General features: G+C 73.6%; 11 protein-coding genes and 1 pseudogene. 10 read left to right on the forward strand and 2 right to left on the reverse strand.

Annotated features, from left to right (window positions below; translation table 11 throughout):
• Window positions 1-10 precede the first annotated feature (10 nt).
• The gene (locus Q6348_RS14570; protein WP_304602118.1) at window positions 11-472 is read left to right on the forward strand and encodes a PPOX class F420-dependent oxidoreductase; all 462 of its coding nucleotides are present in this window, start codon (window positions 11-13) and stop codon (window positions 470-472) included.
• A gap of 432 nt (window positions 473-904) precedes the next feature.
• Here Q6348_RS14570 and Q6348_RS15705 read toward each other — a convergent pair.
• A pseudogene (locus Q6348_RS15705) lies at window positions 905-2029 on the reverse strand (DUF222 domain-containing protein); the annotation flags it as partial.
• 250 nt (window positions 2030-2279) lie between these two features.
• Between Q6348_RS15705 and Q6348_RS14575 the strand changes: the two are divergent.
• The 7 genes from Q6348_RS14575 (at window position 2280) to Q6348_RS14605 (ending at window position 13157) form a co-directional block, all read left to right on the forward strand.
• Window positions 2280-2951, forward strand: a complete 672-nt coding sequence (locus Q6348_RS14575; RefSeq protein WP_304602119.1) for a TetR/AcrR family transcriptional regulator — start codon at window positions 2280-2282, stop codon at window positions 2949-2951.
• A gap of 115 nt (window positions 2952-3066) precedes the next feature.
• Window positions 3067-4554, forward strand: coding sequence for an APC family permease (locus Q6348_RS14580; RefSeq protein ID WP_304602120.1), 1488 nt, complete (start codon window positions 3067-3069; stop codon window positions 4552-4554).
• 11 nt (window positions 4555-4565) lie between these two features.
• Window positions 4566-5663, forward strand: a complete 1098-nt coding sequence (gene aguA / locus Q6348_RS14585) for an agmatine deiminase (RefSeq protein WP_304602121.1) — start codon at window positions 4566-4568, stop codon at window positions 5661-5663.
• A 136-nt stretch (window positions 5664-5799) separates the two neighbouring features.
• The gene (gene ptcA, locus Q6348_RS14590) at window positions 5800-6807 is read left to right on the forward strand and encodes a putrescine carbamoyltransferase (protein WP_304602122.1); all 1008 of its coding nucleotides are present in this window, start codon (window positions 5800-5802) and stop codon (window positions 6805-6807) included.
• 9 nt (window positions 6808-6816) lie between these two features.
• A complete protein-coding gene (gene arcC / locus Q6348_RS14595; RefSeq protein WP_304602123.1) occupies window positions 6817-7803 on the forward strand; it encodes a carbamate kinase in 987 nt (328 codons plus the stop codon).
• 57 nt (window positions 7804-7860) lie between these two features.
• Window positions 7861-9348, forward strand: a complete 1488-nt coding sequence (gene gtfA, locus Q6348_RS14600; protein ID WP_304602124.1) for a sucrose phosphorylase — start codon at window positions 7861-7863, stop codon at window positions 9346-9348.
• A 113-nt stretch (window positions 9349-9461) separates the two neighbouring features.
• Window positions 9462-13157: an nSTAND1 domain-containing NTPase gene (locus Q6348_RS14605; RefSeq protein WP_304602125.1), complete on the forward strand. Its 3696-nt coding sequence runs from the start codon at window positions 9462-9464 to the stop codon at window positions 13155-13157.
• Between the two features lie 14 nt (window positions 13158-13171).
• Here Q6348_RS14605 and Q6348_RS14610 read toward each other — a convergent pair whose 3' ends face one another.
• On the reverse strand, window positions 13172-13720 hold the full coding sequence (locus tag Q6348_RS14610) for a hypothetical protein (protein WP_304602126.1): 549 nt from the start codon (window positions 13718-13720) through the stop codon (window positions 13172-13174).
• Between the two features lie 355 nt (window positions 13721-14075).
• On the opposite strand from Q6348_RS14610, the gene Q6348_RS14615 reads away from it, so the two are divergent.
• Entirely contained in the window at window positions 14076-14726 is a 651-nt protein-coding gene (locus tag Q6348_RS14615) for a response regulator transcription factor (RefSeq protein WP_304602127.1), read from the forward strand.
• Window positions 14727-14731: 5 nt separating this feature from the next.
• Complete coding sequence (locus Q6348_RS14620; protein WP_304602128.1) at window positions 14732-16918, forward strand: sensor histidine kinase; 2187 nt, start codon at window positions 14732-14734, stop codon at window positions 16916-16918.
• The last annotated feature ends 23 nt before the right edge of the window (window positions 16919-16941 follow it).

Genomic DNA, 16941 nt, shown 5'->3' on the forward strand with positions numbered 1-16941 from the left:
CGGAGGACGCATGCCACGCACCATCGCGACGACCACGACCGTCGACCTGGACGGGCTCCTGGAGTTCGTCCGCCCACGCCACCGGATGATCCTGCTCACGCGGCGAGCCGATGGCGGCCCGCAGGCCTCCCCGGTGACGGGTGGCGTCGACGACTCCGGTCGCCTCGTCGTGTCGACGTACCCGGAGCGCGCCAAGACCCGCAACGTCCGCCGCCGCCCCGAGGCGAGCCTCGTGGTGCTGTCCGACGACTGGAGCGGGGCCTGGGTGCAGGTCGACGGGCCGGCGGACGTGGTGGACGCGACTCAGGACGTCGAGCCCTTCGTGGAGTACTTCCGCAACATCTCCGGTGAGCACCCGGACTGGGACGAGTACCGTCGGGCGATGCTCGACCAGGGCAAGTCGCTGATCCGGGTCACCCCGCGTCGGTGGAGCCCGATCTCGACAGGCGGGTTCCCAGCCAGGCTGGCCTGACCCGGCGGTCTTCCCGTCCGGCCAGGCTGGCCTCACCCGGCGGGGTCGCACCTCTCTGGCCACGCGTCCACGCCCCCGGAACCCGCGCGCGGTTGCGCCTCTACGCCCCCGGAACCCGCGCGCGGTTGCGCCTCTACGCCGCCGGACCCCGCGCGCGGGGTGGAGGTGGAGGCAGCAGCGGGTCGGGGCTGACGATGTGGACCCGGCCCGTCGGGGAACGCCAGAACGTCGCGCCGGAGACGGATCGCGACTGGCGTACCAGCCGCCGTGGGTCTTGAGACGGTGGTGGTGGCGGCACAGGACCTGAAGGTTCGGCTCGACGGTCTGCCACCGGGCCGGCCTGTCGGGGTCGAAGGGGGTGACGTGGTCGATGTCGCACCGGTGGGCCGGCACTCGGCAGCCGGGGAATCGGCATGTCCGGTCCCGGTCGATGACGGCCCTGGCCAGCTCCGCGCTCGGCCGGTAGCCGTCGGTCCCCGGTGGGCACGTGAGGGGGAGGCCCTCGTCGTCGACCCGCACGACCCGTGGCACCGCGTCTCCGAGCAGGTGGGCGACGGCGGTCAGGGGAACCAGGCCGTAGCCGTCGAGGTGGGCGACGTCCCGGAGGTTCGCGAGGTCGGCCGAGGTGGGGGAGGGCCCGGTGGTGGACGGATCGGTGCGGGAGGGACCGGTGCGGGCGGGTGCGGGGGCGCCCACGCCCGGTGCGCCGGCACCGGCCGCGACCGTCACGAGCAGGTGCGGACGGCGGTGCTGGCGCACCGGCAGGGGCACGCCGTCCGGCCCGAGACCGCTGTCCAGGAGCCGTCGAGCCATCGCGGTCAGGGCGTCCGCGCGGCGCTGGTCGACGTCGCGCTCGTCGCCGGTCTCGCGATGCGCGGCCGCAGCCTCCAGGGCGGTCATCACGGTCGTGGCGTCGGCGGCAGGCAGCAGGGCGGTGATCCAGGCCATCGCGTCCGGTGGCGGTGTCATGCGGACGCACCGCTCGCGGCGTGCGGCCTCGTGGCGGGCCGCGGCCGCCTCGGCGTCCAGCGCGAGCTCGGCAGCGCGCACGTCCGAGCGCAGCTGCGGCACCGTACGCTCGTCGGCGGTGTCGAGCACGGCCTCCAGCACGGCGTTGGCGTCGGGACGTGCCAGGTGGTCGGTCTCGCGGATGAGGACCTCGGCCTTGCGGACCGAGATCAGCCCGTCGTGAAGGGCCCGGGCGAGGCGTGGATACCGCGCCAGCCCGACGGACAGCTCCGCCTTCCCCTGCCCGACCCGACGGGTGACCCCGAGGCGCGTGGCGATCTCGTCGGGGACCCTCTCGAGGGCGATGCCGGAGCTCGCGCGTGCGAGGAGCTCGTCGACCCACCGTGCCTGCTCCGCGGCCGCCCACGCGCCGACACGCTCCCAGCCGGCCACGCCCTCGAGCGTCTCCTCGTCGCTCAGGGCCGCGGGGTCGATCTCCAGGAGTCGTGCCACCAGGCCCACAGAGGGCAGGCGGGACTCGAGCTCCGCGGCGACCGGGTGGCGCTCCACCCAGGTCCGCGGCGCTGGAGACCCCACGCGCTGCGACATCGGCACTCCTTCGAGTCGAACACCTGTACGATACCGATGCCCTCCGACACGCGGACCCCCGGGGGCGCAGCGTGGCCCGGCCCCCGTGAGACGACCTGGCAGCGTGGGCCGGGTCGACGCCGTGGGGCCGCACTCCGCGGCTCTGCCGCCGTGCGGTCAGAGCGTCGGCGGTAGTCTGCGCCTGCGCGGCCCGGGCGAGCGGGTGTCGGTACACGGGCCAGAGGTCGCGGCGTCCGAAAGGTGCACGGGGATGTCAGAGCAGGGTCCGGCGAGGGGGCAGCGTCGGGCTCGTCGTCCGAAGACCTCGAGCGGCGCACGCAAGCGTGAGCAGATCCTGGACGCATCGGTGCAGGTCTTCGGGACCGGGGGTTCGGCGGCGGTGACGCACCGTGCGGTCGCCGAGGCCGCACAGGTGCCCCTGGGGTCGACGACGTACTACTTCGCCGACCGCGACGACCTGCTGCTGCAGACGATGGCGCACGCGCGGGAGGCCGAGGCCAAGCGGCTGGCGGGCATCGTCGAGGCGCTGGACGGCCCCCTCTCGGTGGGTCAGGCGGTGGACGTCCTGACGGAGATGTTCTTCGACAAGACCGTCGCGGACCCGCTGTACGACCTCGCGCTCTTCGAGATGTTCATGGAGGCCACCCGGCAGGCGGCGCTGCGCCCCGTGACGCGCGACTGGTCGGCGATGATCGCCGCGCTGGTCGACCGCGTGCTGCCTGCGAGCGACCCGGCACTCCCGCGTGACCAGGTGGTCCAGATCGTTGCGTGCCTCATCGACGGGCTGATGCTCGAGGCGGTGTCGAACGCTGAGCTCGAGGTCGCCGACCTGTCCGCCCGGCTGCGGGTGGTCGTCGCCCGGTTGTGCACGGCTGAACCCGGCTCGCGGTGGGCGGCCGAGAACCGAGGACATAGGTCCTGACGGCGCGAGGCGAGGAGTTGTACATTCGTACACGTCAAGTTGTACGAATGTACACATCTGGACGATCCCGGTCGTCCCGATGTGTCCATGAGCGGCACCACGCAAAGGAGCTCCCATGGCCGCGCACACCGATCGACCCCCGGCGGCGGACGGCGCCAAGACCCGCCCCGCTTTCCGCATGTTCGACATGGTGCTGTTCTCGGTGGCAGCGATGCTGCTGCTGTCCCAGCTCACGCTGACCGCCTCGGTGGGTCCCTCGGCGATCTTCTGGACCGTCGCGATCATCATCGTGTTCTTCGTGCCGTACGGCCTGGTCACGGCCGAGCTCGGGTCGGCCTACCCCGACGCCGGCGGCATCTACGCGTGGGTCGTGCGAGCCTTCGGCAACCGGTGGGGCAGCCGGGTGTCGTGGTGGTACTGGGTCAACGTCGGTCTGTGGGTGCCCAGCGTGTACCTGATGTTCTCCGGCGCCATCTCGTCGATGTTCTTCGACGGGGAGCTCAACTTCTGGATCCAGGTCGCGATCACGGTCGTGCTCATCTGGGTCAACTACTGGGTGAACGCGCGCAGCCTGGAGACCGGCACGTGGGTGTCGAACCTCGGCGCCGGCATCACCCTCGCGGTGATCGCCGCCCTCGCCGTCGCGGGCGGCATGTACGCCTCGGCGCACGGCTCGGCGACCGAGTGGTCGTTCTCCGCGCTCCTCCCGACCGACGCGCTGCCGGCCCTCGCGCTCGCGCTGCCGATCATCATCTACAACTTCCTCGGCTTCGAGCTGATGTCCTCGGCCTCGACCCAGATGGAGAACCCGCGACGCGACGTGCCGCGGACCATCCTGGTCGCCGGCGCCCTGATCGGCGGCTTCTACCTGATCGCGACCATCGGCATGCAGCTGATCTTCCCCGCCGAGGAGATCTCCGAGACCACGGGCCTGCTCGACGCGCTGCAGCGCGGCTTCGGCGACTCGGGGGCCGCGCACGTCGTGGTGACCGTGCTCGGCATCGGCGCACTGTTCTGCTTCTTCGCGAGCCTCGTGCCCTGGACCATCGGGGCCAACCTCGCGGCCGCGGAGTCGGCCCAGCACGGTGACCTGCCCAAGGTCTTCGCCCGCAAGCACCCGGTGCGGGGCACGCCCACCGGTGCAGCGATGCTGACCTCGGTGGTCGGCACCGTGTTCACGGTGGGCTACGCCGCGCTCTTCTCCCTCACCGACGGCGCGATCGACGACGTGTTCTGGAACCTCTTCGCGTTCTCCTCGGTGATCTTCCTGCTGCCGTACATCGTGATGATGCTCGCGTTCGGCAGGCTGCGCCGCATCGACGCGGCGGCGACCCGTCCCTACCGCGTCCCCGGCGGCGCCGCGCTGACCCGGCTGATCACCTGGGTGCCGACCGTGCTGCTCGCGGCCGCCGCGGTGTTCTTCGTCTGGAACCCGTTCGACTTCTCATGGCCCGTGACGGGGTCGATCCTCATCGGCCTGGCGGTGACCGTCGTGCTCCAGGAGTGGTTCTGCTTCAAGTCGCCGCAGTGGGCCCGTGACCGGGCTCTCGAGCGCGGCGAGGACCCTGACGCCGAGCCACAGCTCGCCGACGCCTCCCTCTGAAAGGTCGCACGATGACCCGCACCCTCGGCTCCACCCCGCTCGCCGACGGCTACCGCATGCCGGCCGAGTGGGCCCACCACAGCGGCTGCTGGCTGGTCTGGCCCGAACGGCCGGACAACTGGCGGCTCGGCGCCAAGCCCGCGCAGGCAGCGTTCACGACGGTCGCCGAGGCGATCGCCCAGGGCGAGCCGGTGACCGTCGCGGTCTCCGCCCGGCAGTACGACAACGCCCGCAGCCAGCTGCCCGAGCATGTCCGGGTGGTCGAGATGTCCAACGACGACTCGTGGATGCGCGACATCGGCCCCACGTTCGTCGTGGACGGCGCCGGAGACGTGCGCGGCGTCGACTGGGACTTCAACGCCTGGGGCGGCCTGGTCGACGGGCTGTACTTCCCGTGGGCGGCCGACGACGCCGTCGCGCGCAAGGTCTGCGAGATCGAGGGCCGTGACCGCTACAAGGCGCCGCTGGTGCTGGAGGGCGGCTCGATCGACGTCGATGGCGAGGGCACGGTCCTGGTCACCGAGGAGTGCCTGCTGTCCGAGGGCCGCAACCCCGACCTGAGCCGCGAGGAGATCGAGCAGCACCTGCGCGACTACCTAGGCGTCGAGGTCGTGGTGTGGCTGCCGTACGGCGTCTACCTCGACGAGACCAACGGCCACGTGGACAACTTCTGCCGCTTCGCGCGACCCGGCACCGTGATGCTCACCTGGACCGACGACGAGACCGACCCGCAGTACGAGCGGTCGGCCGCGGCGCTGAAGGTCCTCGAGACGTCGACCGACGCGCGCGGGCGCACCTTCGACGTCGTGAAGATCCACCAGCCGGGGCCGATCCACATCACCGCCGAGGAGGCCGCCGGCGTGGACTCGGTCGAGGGCACGCTCCCGCGCGAGGCGGGGGACCGGCTCGCGGGCTCGTACGTCAACTCCTACCTCGGCAACGACGTGGTCGTGCTGCCGGTGTTCGACGACCCGCACGACGACGCCGCGGTGGCCGCCTACACCGAGCTGTTCGCTCCGCGCCGGGTGGTGACCGTCCCCGGGCGGGAGATCCTGCTCGGCGGCGGCAACGTGCACTGCATCACCCAGCAGGTGCCCTCCGGGCACTGAGCTCTCGCTGCGGCCCGGGTGCGACGGCCTCGGGCCGCAGCGCCCCACACCCATCGGCCGGGCGCCCGACGCGCCCGACCGCAGCCCGTTCTGCCCGGCAGCGGGCCGGACCGACCCACGAAGCAGGAGATCGACCATGGCCGTCCGCCACTTCATCGACACCACCGAGCTCACCAAGGACGAGGTCCTCGACATCGTCAGGCTCGGCCTGAGCCTCAAGCGGTGCGTGCAGGTGGGGTACTACCCGCCGCTGCTCGCCGGCAAGACCCTCGGGATGATCTTCGAGCAGTCCTCGACCCGCACCCGGGTGTCCTTCGAGACCGCGATGACCCAGCTCGGCGGCCACGCGCAGTACCTCGCCCCCGGGCAGATCCAGCTGGGCGGCCACGAGACCATGGAGGACACTGCACGTGTGCTGTCCCGGCTCGTCGACGTGATCATGGCGCGCGTCGCCCGGCACCGGACGGTCGTGGGCCTCGCGGCGCACGCCACCGTCCCGGTGCTCAACGGCATGTCGGACTACAACCACCCCACGCAGGAGATCGGCGACCTCATCACGATGGTCGAGCACCTGCCGGCCGGCAAGCGCCTGGAGGACTGCACGGTCGTGTTCGTCGGCGACGCCACCCAGGTGTGCGCCTCGCTCATGATGATCACCACCAAGGTCGGGATGGACTTCGTCCAGTACGGCCCGCGGGGCTTCCAGCTCAAGCCGGAGATGCAGGAGATCGGGCGGCGCAACGCGGCCGCGTCCGGCGGCTCGGTCACCGTCACGGACGACCCGGCCGTGATCGAGGGCGCGGACTTCGTCTACACCGACGTCTGGTACGGCGACTACGAGGCCGAGCTCGGCGAGGCCGAGCGGCTCGCGGTCTTCATGCCGACCTACCAGGTCGACGCCGCGATGATGGCCAAGGCCGGTCCGGGCGCGCGGTTCATGCACTGCCTGCCGGCGACCCGCGGCGAGGAGGTCACCGACGAGGTGCTCGACTCGGCGGCGTCGATCGCGTTCGAGGAGGCCGGCAACCGCCTGACCGCCCAGCGCGCGCTCCTGGTGTACTTCCTGCGGCCCGAGCCGGCGGACCCGCACAAGGTCGCCGCCGCCAAGGCCGAGCTCGACGGCGTGCTCGCCGGGATCCTCTGAGAGGCCCCGATGTCCCGCATCGTCATCGCGCTCGGGGGCAACGCCCTGGGTGACACCCCGGCGGAGCAGCGCGAGCGCATCGACGGCGCCGCCCCGGCGCTCGTGGGGCTGATCGCCCAGGGGCACGAGATCATCGTCTCGCACGGCAACGGGCCGCAGGTCGGCGCCATCCACCTTGCGTTCGACGTCGCCTCGAGCAGCACCGACCGCGTGCCGAGCATGCCGCTGCCGGAGTGCACGGCCATGAGCCAGGGCTACATCGGCTACCACCTGCAGCAGGGCATCCTCGCCGAGCTGCGCCGGGTGGGCATGCCGTGGCACGTCGCCACCGTCGTCACGCAGGTCGAGGTCGACCCGCACGACCCGGCGTTCGACCGGCCCTCCAAGCCGATCGGCGGGTTCTACGACGAGCCGACCGCGCGCGAGCTCATGGCACGCGACCCGCAGCTGCGGATGGTCGAGGACGCCGGGCGCGGCTGGCGCGTCGTGGTGCCCTCGCCGCAGCCGGTCGACATCGTCGAGCGGGACTCGATCCTCAACCTGCTCGACCACGAGTTCGTCGTGATCGCGTGCGGCGGTGGGGGAGTGCCGGTCGTGCGCGGTGCGGACGGTTCGCTGCAGGGCGTGCCCGCGGTGATCGACAAGGACTTCGCATCCGCGGCGCTCGCCGAGGCGGTCGGGGCCGACTACCTCTTCATCCTCACCGCGGTCGACCGGGTCGCGATCGGGTTCGGCACCCCGGACCAGCGCGACCTGGACGAGCTGGACCTGGCCACCGCGCAGCGGTACGTCGACGAGGGTCAGTTCGGCGCCGGGTCGATGCTGCCCAAGGTGCAGGCCGCGATGCGGTTCGCGGCCAGCGGGCCTGGGCGGCGGGCCGTGATCTGCTCGCTCGACAAGGCCCCGCTCGCGATGCAAGGGCTCAGCGGCACCGTGGTGCGAGGGGTCGAGGTACCCGCAGCCGCGCTGCGGTTCAAGGTCGCCTCCCCCCACTGATCCGGCCGTGGTCGCACGACGCGGGGCACACGCCTAGCCTGGGGGTGGAGGAATCCGATGTCCGACCACCCGCCCACCATCGCCGACGGCCCGCAGCTGATCGCCTACGCCGACCGGCTGGGCGGTGACCTGGCCGGGCTGCGGGAGCTGCTCGACGGGCCGCTCGCCGGGGCGTTCGACGGGGTGCACGTCCTACCGTTCTTCGACCCCTACGACGGGGCGGACGCGGGCTTCGATCCCAGGGACCACACCACGGTCGACCCGCGCCTCGGGGACTGGGACGCCGTCCGCCGGCTCAGCGAGGGCCGCCTCGTGATGGCCGACGTCATCGTCAACCACGTCTCGGCGGACTCGCCCCGGTTCGCCGACGTGCGCGAACGGGGCGACGCCTCGCCCTGGGCGCCGATGTTCCTCACCCTGTCCTCGGTGTTCCCCGAGGGCGCGACCGAGGAGGACCTGGCGGGGATCTACCGGCCACGGCCGGGCCTGCCGTTCACCCTGATGACGCTCGGCGGCCGGCGCCGGCTCGTGTGGACCACGTTCACCTCGGAGCAGATCGACCTGGACCTGCGCCAGCCCCAGGCCTGGGACTACGTGGCGTCGGTCATCGACACCATGACGCGCGCCGGTGTCCGGCTGCTCCGGCTGGATGCCGTGGGGTACACGGGCAAGGAGCCCGGGACCTCGTGCTTCATGACGCCGTCCACCTACGCGCTGACCGACCGGATCGCCCGGTACGCGCACGAGCGGGACGCGCGCGTCCTGGTCGAGGTGCACGGGCACTACCTGCAGCAGGTGGAGATCGCGCAGGCCGTGGACCTGGTCTACGACTTCGCACTGCCACCGATCGTGCTGCACGCCCTGACCGCGGGTGACCTCGCCCCGCTCGAGCGGTGGCTCGCGGTCCGACCGTCGAACACCGTGACGGTGCTGGACACGCACGACGGGATCGGCGTGGTCGACGTCGGGGAGAGCGACCTGCGGCCCGGTGAGCCCGGTCTGCTCGCACCCGCGCAGATCGACGCGCTCGTCGAACGCATCCACGCGAACAGCGAGGGGACGAGCCGGCGGGCCACCGGTGCCGCCGCGTCGAACCTCGACCTGTACCAGGTGAACTGCACGTTCTACGACGCGCTGGGCGGCGACGACCGGCGCTTCCTGCTGGCCCGGCTGATCCAGCTGTTCGTCCCCGGGATCCCGCAGGTGTACTACGTGGGGCTGCTGGCGGGGAACAACGACATGGACCTGCTGGCGGCGACCGGCGTGGGGCGCGACGTCAACCGGCACCGCTACGTCGCCGGCGAGGTGGAGGAGGCGCTCGAGCGCCCGGTGGTCCGGGCCCAGCTCGAGGCCTTGCGGCTGCGCCGGACGCACCCGGCGTTCGGCGGCGAGTGCCGGTGGGTCACGGACGGCACCCGAGGGACCGCGACGTGGCGCGCGGGAACCGGGTCCGTCGAGCTCTCGTTCGACGTCTCGGACGCGACCTTCCAGGTCCGGGAGGGTGACCGGGTGCTGATGAGCGACGTGTCGCCCGCGGAGGCCTGACCGGTTGCCGCGCACCGGAGACCGTCCTGCGTCGGCCCCGTTCGATACCGTGTGCGACCAACGGCGGGGCTGGGGCACCTCGCCGCGCAGGCACGCCGGCGGAGGGGGGAGCCGTGGCCGAGTCGACCATCCGGACCGAGGAGATCGCGACCCGGGAGGACCTGGCCCGGGCCCTGACCGCCGTCCGCGAGTCGCGCGGCATGACCGTGCGGGAGGTCGCCGCCGCTGCGCACACGCCGGCAGCGACCGTCGGCGGCTACCTCACGGGCCGGCACCTGCCGCCGTTGGCGGCGATGGACTCGTTCAGGCGTGTCCTGGACGCGCTCGGCGTCGCGCCGCAGGAGCAGGAGGCCTGGGCCGACGTCGTCGGCCGGCTGCGGCGCGCGCCCGGTCGGCGCCCCGCGAACAGCCCGGCGCCGTACCGCGGCCTGGTCCCCTACGAGCCCGAGGACGCGGCGGTGTTCGTCGGCAGGGAGGCTCTCACGGCCTCGCTGCTCGGGCGTGTGGTCGAGGCTCGCCGACCCGTCGTGGTGCTGGGGCCGTCCGGGTGCGGGAAGTCGTCCCTGCTCCGCGCCGGGCTGGTCGCCGAGCTCCGCGGCGCGGGGTACACGGCCGTCGTGGTGACGCCGACCGGTCTGCGGGAGGAGGCCCGCGAGCTGCCCACGGGTGCCGTGCTCGTCGTGGACCAGCTCGAGGAGGCGTTCGGGACGGGCCGCGGGCACCCGCAGGAGCTCGTCGAGGAGCTCGCCCGGGCCGCCGAGCGCGGCGTGCGCGTCGTCGTCGCCCTGCGGGCCGACTTCTTCGACCGCGCCCTCGAGGTCGAGCCGATGCCGGGTTGGCTGGCACACGGTCCGGTGATCGTCGAGCCCCTGACCGCCGCCGACCTGCGCAGGGTCGTGCTCGAGCCAGCGCGGGCCATGGGGATCGAGGTCGAGGAGGCCCTCGTCGACGTGCTCCTGGCGGAGGCGACCGCCGGGATCGCGGCCGGCCGGTTCCTGGACGCGGGAGCGCTGCCGCTGGTCTCGCACGCGCTGTACGTCACCTGGGCGACGTCGCCCGGCCACCGCCTGACCCTCGCGCACTACCGCGAGGCGGGCGGGTTCTCCGGGGCGATCGCCAAGACGGCCGAGGACGTCTTCGCGGATCTCAGCCCGGCTCAGCAGGAGCTCGCACGCCGCATCCTGCTCCGCCTGGTCCAGGTGCGCGACGGGGCCCCCGACACCCGCCGGGCTGCCGACCGCCGCGAGCTCGCGTCCCCCGACGCCATCGAGGTGCTGGACGCTTGCATCGCCGCCCGGCTCGTGACCTCCGACCTCGGCCGCGTGCAGCTCGCCCATGAGGTGCTCCTCACGGCGTGGCCACGGCTGCAGGAGTGGCTGGAGGCGGACCGTGACCGGCTGCGCGTGCGCGGACGGCTCAGCGAGTCCGTCGAGCACTGGGTCGCCGCCGACCGGAACCCGGACCTGCTCTACCGGGGCTCCGCGCTGGACTCCGTGCAGGCCCTGACCGCGACCGGTGACGACGTCCCCGAGCTCACCGAGCCCGAGCGCGCATTCGTGGCGGCGTCCCTGGAGGCCCGGCGCCTGCGGGAGGTCCGCAGGCGGCGCTCGGCCCGGCGCCTGCGTGTGCTGGCCGGCAGCCTCGCCATCGCCACCGTCGCGGTCGCGGCGCTCGCGGTCGTCGGATGGCTGCAGAACGCGACGTTGCACCGCGAGCGCGACCTCGCTGTCTCCCGCCAGCTCGCGGTCACGTCGCGGACCCTCGCCCAGACGGACCCGGCGACCGCCGCACAGGTGGCACTCGCCGCCCTGGACGCGACGAACTCCGTCGAGGCACGCTCCGCACTGCTGAGCGCGTCGGGGAGGACGCCGGTGGCCCGGCTCGCGCAGCTCGACGGCATCGTCAACTCCCTCGCTGCGGGCCCGGGCGGCGGAGCGCTGGCCGTGGGGACGCAGAACCACACGGTCCAGCTGTGGTCCACCGCGGACCCCGCCCGGCGGTTGGCGGACCTGGTGGTGGGGGACCAGCCGATCTACGCCGTGACCTTCGCGGGCTCGGTGCTGCTGGCCGGGGGCGGCGACGGGGTGCTGCGCGCGTGGGACACGAGCGACCCGGGCGCCCCGAGAGCGATGAGGGTGCAGGGCGCGGACGTCGGCACCACGATCTACGGCCTCGCGGTGGACACCACTGATCGGCTGGTCGCGGCGGGCGTCAACGACGGGACCGTCCGCCTGTGGCGGCTGGCCGGCACGACCCTGCTGCCGCTGTCGACCATCGCCGCCTTCGACGGCACGGTCCAGAGCGTGGTCTTCGACGCATCGACGCTCATGGCTGCCGGCTCCGACGGGCTGCTGGGCCGGTGGGACGTCACCGACCCGACCTCGCCGGTGTCGCTCGGCGCACCCGTCACCGCGGCCGACGGTCACATCGCCTCGCTCGACGTGTCGCCGGACGGGACGACGGTCGCGGTCGGCTCGTGGGACCAGACGGTGCACCTGTGGGACGTGTCCGACCCCGCCTCCCCGGTTGCCGGTGCCACGCTGCGGGGCCCCGCGTCGTGGGTCAACGGCGTCCGGTTCAGCCCGGACGGGCGTGAGGTGGCGGCGGCGAGCTCGGACAAGCACCTGTGGACCTGGGACGTGTCGACGGGTGTCGCCACCCACGTGCTGCCCAGCCCGGCCCTGCAGATCGCGACGGCGTGGGCCCCGGACGGGTCCGAGCTGTACGGCGCCGGTGGTGACGGGGCGCTGAGTGCGTGGTCCTATCCCGGGCCCGCGTTGACCGGGCTGGGCTCCGTGGTCGCCCAGCCCACGACGGTCGGTGACGTGACCGTGACCGCGACCGCGGACGGCCTGCGGCTCTGGGACGTGTCCGACCCGGAGAACCCGAGGACGATCAGCCTGACCCCCGCCCCGGAAGGCGTCCGGCTGGACGGCGCCCTGGACGTGTCGCCCGAGCTCGGCCTCGTGGTTGCCGGCGACCGGGACGGGGCGCTGGTCGTCTGGGACATCAGCGACCCGAGGGCGCCTGTGCTGCTCGGCACCCGGCACGCGCACACGTCCTGGGTGGAGACCGTGGACGTCGACCCGACGGGCACGCGAGTGGCGCTGTCCGACGACGACGGAACGGTCAGCCTGTGGGACCTCTCCTCGGGGCTGCCCGAGGCGCCCACCGCCGTCATCGACGCGGGCGGCATGGTGTACTCCGCGTACTTCTCACCGGACGGCAGGACGCTGGTCACCGCGATCCTCACGCTCGGGACCGTGCAGCTGTACGACGTCCGCGACCTCGCCGACCCGCGGCCGCTCGGGCCCGCGCTGACCGGCCCCGACGGCTACGTCTACCATGCGGTCTTCAGCCCCGACGGTCGCACGGTGGCCGCGAGCGGCAACGACGGCACGGTGTGGTTGTGGGACGTCACGGACCCCACCGCGCCGGTGCAGCTCGGCACGCCGCTGCGCTGGGGGGACGGCTACGCGATGGTGCTCGCGTTCTCGCCGGACGGCACCCGGCTCGCCGGGGCGATGACGGACGGCACGCTCCGGCTCTGGGACGTGACCTCCCTGGAGCACCCCACGCGGTTCGCGACGCTGGAAGGTGGCACCGGCACGGTCTACGGGGTCGTCTACTCGCCGGACGGCTCGCACGTCAGCTCGGCCGGCTCGGACCGTACGGTGCGCATCTACGCCACGTCGCTCCGGGCGGCTTCGGCCGAGATCTGCAGGCAGGTGCGGCGCGGAGTCGCGATGACGCCCACGGAGTGGGAGCAGCTGGCCGGGGACCTGCCCCTCCCGCAGCTGTGCTCGTGACCCGCCGGAAGCCGTCAGCGGCCGGCGTCGGGCAGGCAGTAGCGCACGAAGGACCCGGAGACCTGGGCTGTCGGTGACGCCACGAACTCCTCGAGCGGCCTCGCCCTCGTCGAGCACACGGACGCCTGGTGGCGAGCGGAGACGACGGCGATGTCACGCGCGAGGAGCGCGCCCGCCGCGCCCGCCCTGAGGGTCAGGGTCACGGAACCGAAGTCGCGTCCGGCGGCGGCACGGAAGACCACGACGAGCGTGCTCGGGGTCAGCCAGCCCGCGCCGCGCTTGGCGTGCGTGCTCGTGACCTGGTCGTAGGGGACGCAGACCAGACCCTCCGGCGTCCCCGGGTCCGGCGCGTGCCGCCACGGCACGAGCCCGGGCCGCGCTGCGCGGTGGGGCGGGCCCAGGACCGTGATCCCGACCCGACCCAGCCGCAGGGTGGCGGCGACGTCCGACGATCGCGGTCGCCCGCCGTCGGTGACCGTGACGCTGGTGACCCGCACGGTCCGGACCGGGCCGTGCGGCGCTGACCCGCCGGCCCGCAGGTCGGCGTGCTCCTCGACACGCATGGACGTCTCCTTCGCCGGTCCTCCCGCCGCGGCGGGAGGCGCTCGTCCCATGACACCGGACGGACGCACCGAGGAGGGCGTCCACGCTGTCCGGGCTTGTCCGGACATTGGCGTCCCCTGGCCGGGGGACTTGCCGCACCCTGCCCTGCCGGGGAAGGTGGCCCGCGGACCGGGAGTCGTCCCCGCCCGGATGTGACGGGCATGGGTCCGGCGCGTGGCACCTCCCGCTGACCGGAGGTGTGATGGGCGAGTCACGACGCGCGGCCCGGGTGGTCGGCGGTGGCCGCGAGCTGGGGGCGCTGCCACCGTCGGGTACCCACCACGGCTCGCGCCGTAACCTGACACCATGTCCGGTATGAGCAGGGGGTTCCGGGTCGGCGTCGTGGACGACCATCCCGCGATCGCCGCCGGTGTGCCGGTCGGTCTGCGTGACCACCTGCCGCTGGACGGCGAGTGTCCGGTCGCTTCGACGGTGCGCGGGCTGCTGGAGACCGCGCACGAGCTGGACGTGGTGCTGCTGGACATCCGGTTGCAGGACCGCAGCGCGCCGGCCGACAACGTGCGTCGGCTCGTGGCGAGGGGATGGCCGGTGCTGCTGTTCACCCAGGTCCGCCAGCCTGCCGTCGTGGCCGCGTGCCTGCAGGCCGGCGCCGCCGGCGTGGTGGGCAAGCACGAGGGATGGACGACCTTGGCGGCTGCGGTGCGGACGGTGGCCGGCGGTGAGGACCACGTGAACGCCGACTGGGCCGCCGCGCTGCGGGTGCTGGTCGAGGGCAGGGCTCCGGCGCTGGCTCCTCGTGAGGCCCAGGTCGTGAACCTGTACTCGACCGGCCTCCCGATGAAGTCCGTCGCGCGTCGCCTCGGGGTGGGGGAGGAGACGGCGAAGGAGTACCTCGCACGCGTCAAGCGCAAGTACCTCGAGGCCGGCCGTCCGGTGCACACCCGGAGCGAGCTCTACCTCCGGGCCCTGGAGGACGGTCTGCTCGACCCTCCGGGCGGCGTCTGAGGACGATGCGCACCGACGAGGTCGTCGTCCGGGAGACCTTCCACCGGGTGGCGGCCGGCGTGGTCGCCATCAACCTGGTGGTGTCCGCCGTGGACGTGGTGGCGGGACCTGGCGTGTACCGCCCCGGGTTCGCCCCGGCCGTGCTCGCCGTGCTGGCCCTGCTCGTGGTGTCGACGGTGCACCGTTCCTTCGCCGGGCGCGGCGCCCAGGAACCGCTGCGCGGAGCGGTGGCTGTGGCCGTACTCGCCCTGGCGCTGCACCCGTGGGCCGTGCTGCGTCCTGTCCCGTACCCCCCGTTGCTGCACGCGCTCGGTGCGGTGATCACGATCTCGGCGATCGCGTCCGTGCGGCTCTCGCTCGCGGTCGTCCCGGCCTTCGCCCTCGCGGTCGCAGTCCTTCGGGCGCCGTTCCTGGGGTCGTTCCAGGCGGCTGCGGAGGCCACCCTGCTGGCGCTCGACGGCCTGGTCGTGACCGCCACGGTGCACGTGCTCGCCCGGGCTGCCCGGTCGGTGCACGAGGCCGTGGGACATGCGTGGGAGCTCGCCGAGGAACGCACCCGGGTCTGGCAGCGCACCCGGACCCGCGAGCAGTGGGACGGCCTGGTGCACGACAAGGTGCTGGGCGCGCTCGACCTGGCCTCTCGCTCGGTGCACGAGCGCGGTCCGGCGGGCGCCGCCCGCGCGCTCGCGGCCGAGGCGCTGTCCGCGCTGCGCGGCGAAGGCCTGCCTTCCTCGCCGGCGGTGGAGCGCTGGGCGGCGCACGCGGGTCGGCTGGGGCTGGACGCCCGGTTCCGGGTGCACGGCCGACTCGAGAACGCCGAGGTGCGGGACGCCTTCGTCGGGGCCGTCAACGAGGTGCTGTCCAACGTCGAGCGGCACTCCGGGCAGCGGTCGGTCACGGTGTCCGGCTTCCTGCGGGCCGGGAACGCGCGGATCGTCGTCACGGACCCGGGACGGGGCTTCGACCCGGCATCGGTCGGTCCCGGGGTGGGGCTGCGCACGTCCGTGGCGGCGCGCATCCGGGCGGTGGGCGGCGACGTCGAGGTGCGGTCCGGGCCCGGTGACGGGACTGCTGTCGTGCTGACCTGGAAGCCGCTCGAGGCTCCCGCCCGGTCGTCCGCGCTCCAGTGGCAGCTGCGGAGCTTCACCCCGCTCGTCGCCTTGGCGTGGGCCGTCCTCGCGGTCGTGCTGGCGGTCAGCCGCGGTCGATGGGCCACGACGCCCTCGCCCGTCGCCGCCGCCGCGGTGATCCTCGGCCTCGTCGCCCTCACCGCGGGCGCGACCGCGCTGCCACCCACCCGGCGGCACGGCGCCCTCGTCGCAGCCGGCGCCCTGGTGGTGGCCCTGACCGGCGCGCTCGACACCGCGCTCGCTGCACCCACGGACTGGAGGTACTGGTACGTCAGCGCCATGACGCCGGCCCTGGCCGGTGTGGCGTACCGGTTCGGCCACTGGCTGGGACTGTGGACGGCCACGGCGCTGACCGCGGCCGTGATGCTCGTGGACGGTGTGGGGGGACGCCCCTTCTGGGACGTCCTGACGGGGCCGGCCCCCGTGCTGCTCGCCGTGGTCGTCGCGTCCGAGCTGATCCGCGCGGCGCTCTCCGACGCGTGGACGACGGTCGAGGAAGCCGGCCGGCAGGCGGCCGAGCTGCGCCTCGCCCTCGCCGCCGAGGCGGAGCGCGAGAGCGAGGCGGAGTCGCGGATCGCGGCGCTCGAGGGCACCGTCGCTCCGGCCCTCGTCCGCATCGTCTCCGATGAGCCCCTGTCCGCCGCGGACGCCGAGGAGCTCGAGCTGCTGGAGTCCGCCGTCCGTGACCAGCTCGTGGCCGCCAGGTTGTTCGACGAGGAGCTGGCCGCCGCGGTGCGACGGGCGAGGGGGCGCGGGGTGGACGTCGACGTGGTCGCCGCGGCCGCGCCCGGCAGGCATGCGTCGGGCGACTGCGCGGGCTGCCGGCCCGCAGTGCGAGCCCTCCTCGACCACGTGCCCGGCGGGACGCGGGTGCGGATCTCCTGGGCGGGGCCCGACGTGACGGCAGCGACCGTGACCGCTGTCGGCGCGGGCCTGGCCCCGGCTGCTGCGGCGGTTCGCGCGGCGGGAGCCGGGCAGGGGGGTGCGCTGCAGGTGAGTGAGGACGAGGACGCCGTGCTCGTCACGTTCCTGCCGCGGGACGTCTCCGAGGAGCCGGGCTGAGAGCCGGGGCGGTTCCCCCGCCA

Source organism: Actinotalea lenta (assembly GCF_030586465.1).
Taxonomy (GTDB): domain Bacteria; phylum Actinomycetota; class Actinomycetes; order Actinomycetales; family Cellulomonadaceae; genus Actinotalea; species Actinotalea lenta.

Bases quoted from the DNA above. Each gene is read 5' to 3' on its own strand.
- arcC (WP_304602123.1), top strand. From the start codon at position 6,817: ATGTCCCGCATCGTCATCGCGCTCGGGGGCAACGCCCTGGGTGACACC.
- Q6348_RS14575 (WP_304602119.1), top strand. From the start codon at position 2,280: ATGTCAGAGCAGGGTCCGGCGAGGGGGCAGCGTCGGGCTCGTCGTCCG.
- gtfA (WP_304602124.1), top strand. From the start codon at position 7,861: ATGTCCGACCACCCGCCCACCATCGCCGACGGCCCGCAGCTGATCGCC.
- Q6348_RS14570 (WP_304602118.1), top strand. From the start codon at position 11: ATGCCACGCACCATCGCGACGACCACGACCGTCGACCTGGACGGGCTC.
- ptcA (WP_304602122.1), top strand. From the start codon at position 5,800: ATGGCCGTCCGCCACTTCATCGACACCACCGAGCTCACCAAGGACGAG.
- Q6348_RS14610 (WP_304602126.1), bottom strand. From the start codon at position 13,720: ATGCGTGTCGAGGAGCACGCCGACCTGCGGGCCGGCGGGTCAGCGCCG.
- Q6348_RS14620 (WP_304602128.1), top strand. From the start codon at position 14,732: ATGCGCACCGACGAGGTCGTCGTCCGGGAGACCTTCCACCGGGTGGCG.
- Q6348_RS14580 (WP_304602120.1), top strand. From the start codon at position 3,067: ATGGCCGCGCACACCGATCGACCCCCGGCGGCGGACGGCGCCAAGACC.
- aguA (WP_304602121.1), top strand. From the start codon at position 4,566: ATGACCCGCACCCTCGGCTCCACCCCGCTCGCCGACGGCTACCGCATG.
- Q6348_RS14615 (WP_304602127.1), top strand. From the start codon at position 14,076: ATGAGCAGGGGGTTCCGGGTCGGCGTCGTGGACGACCATCCCGCGATC.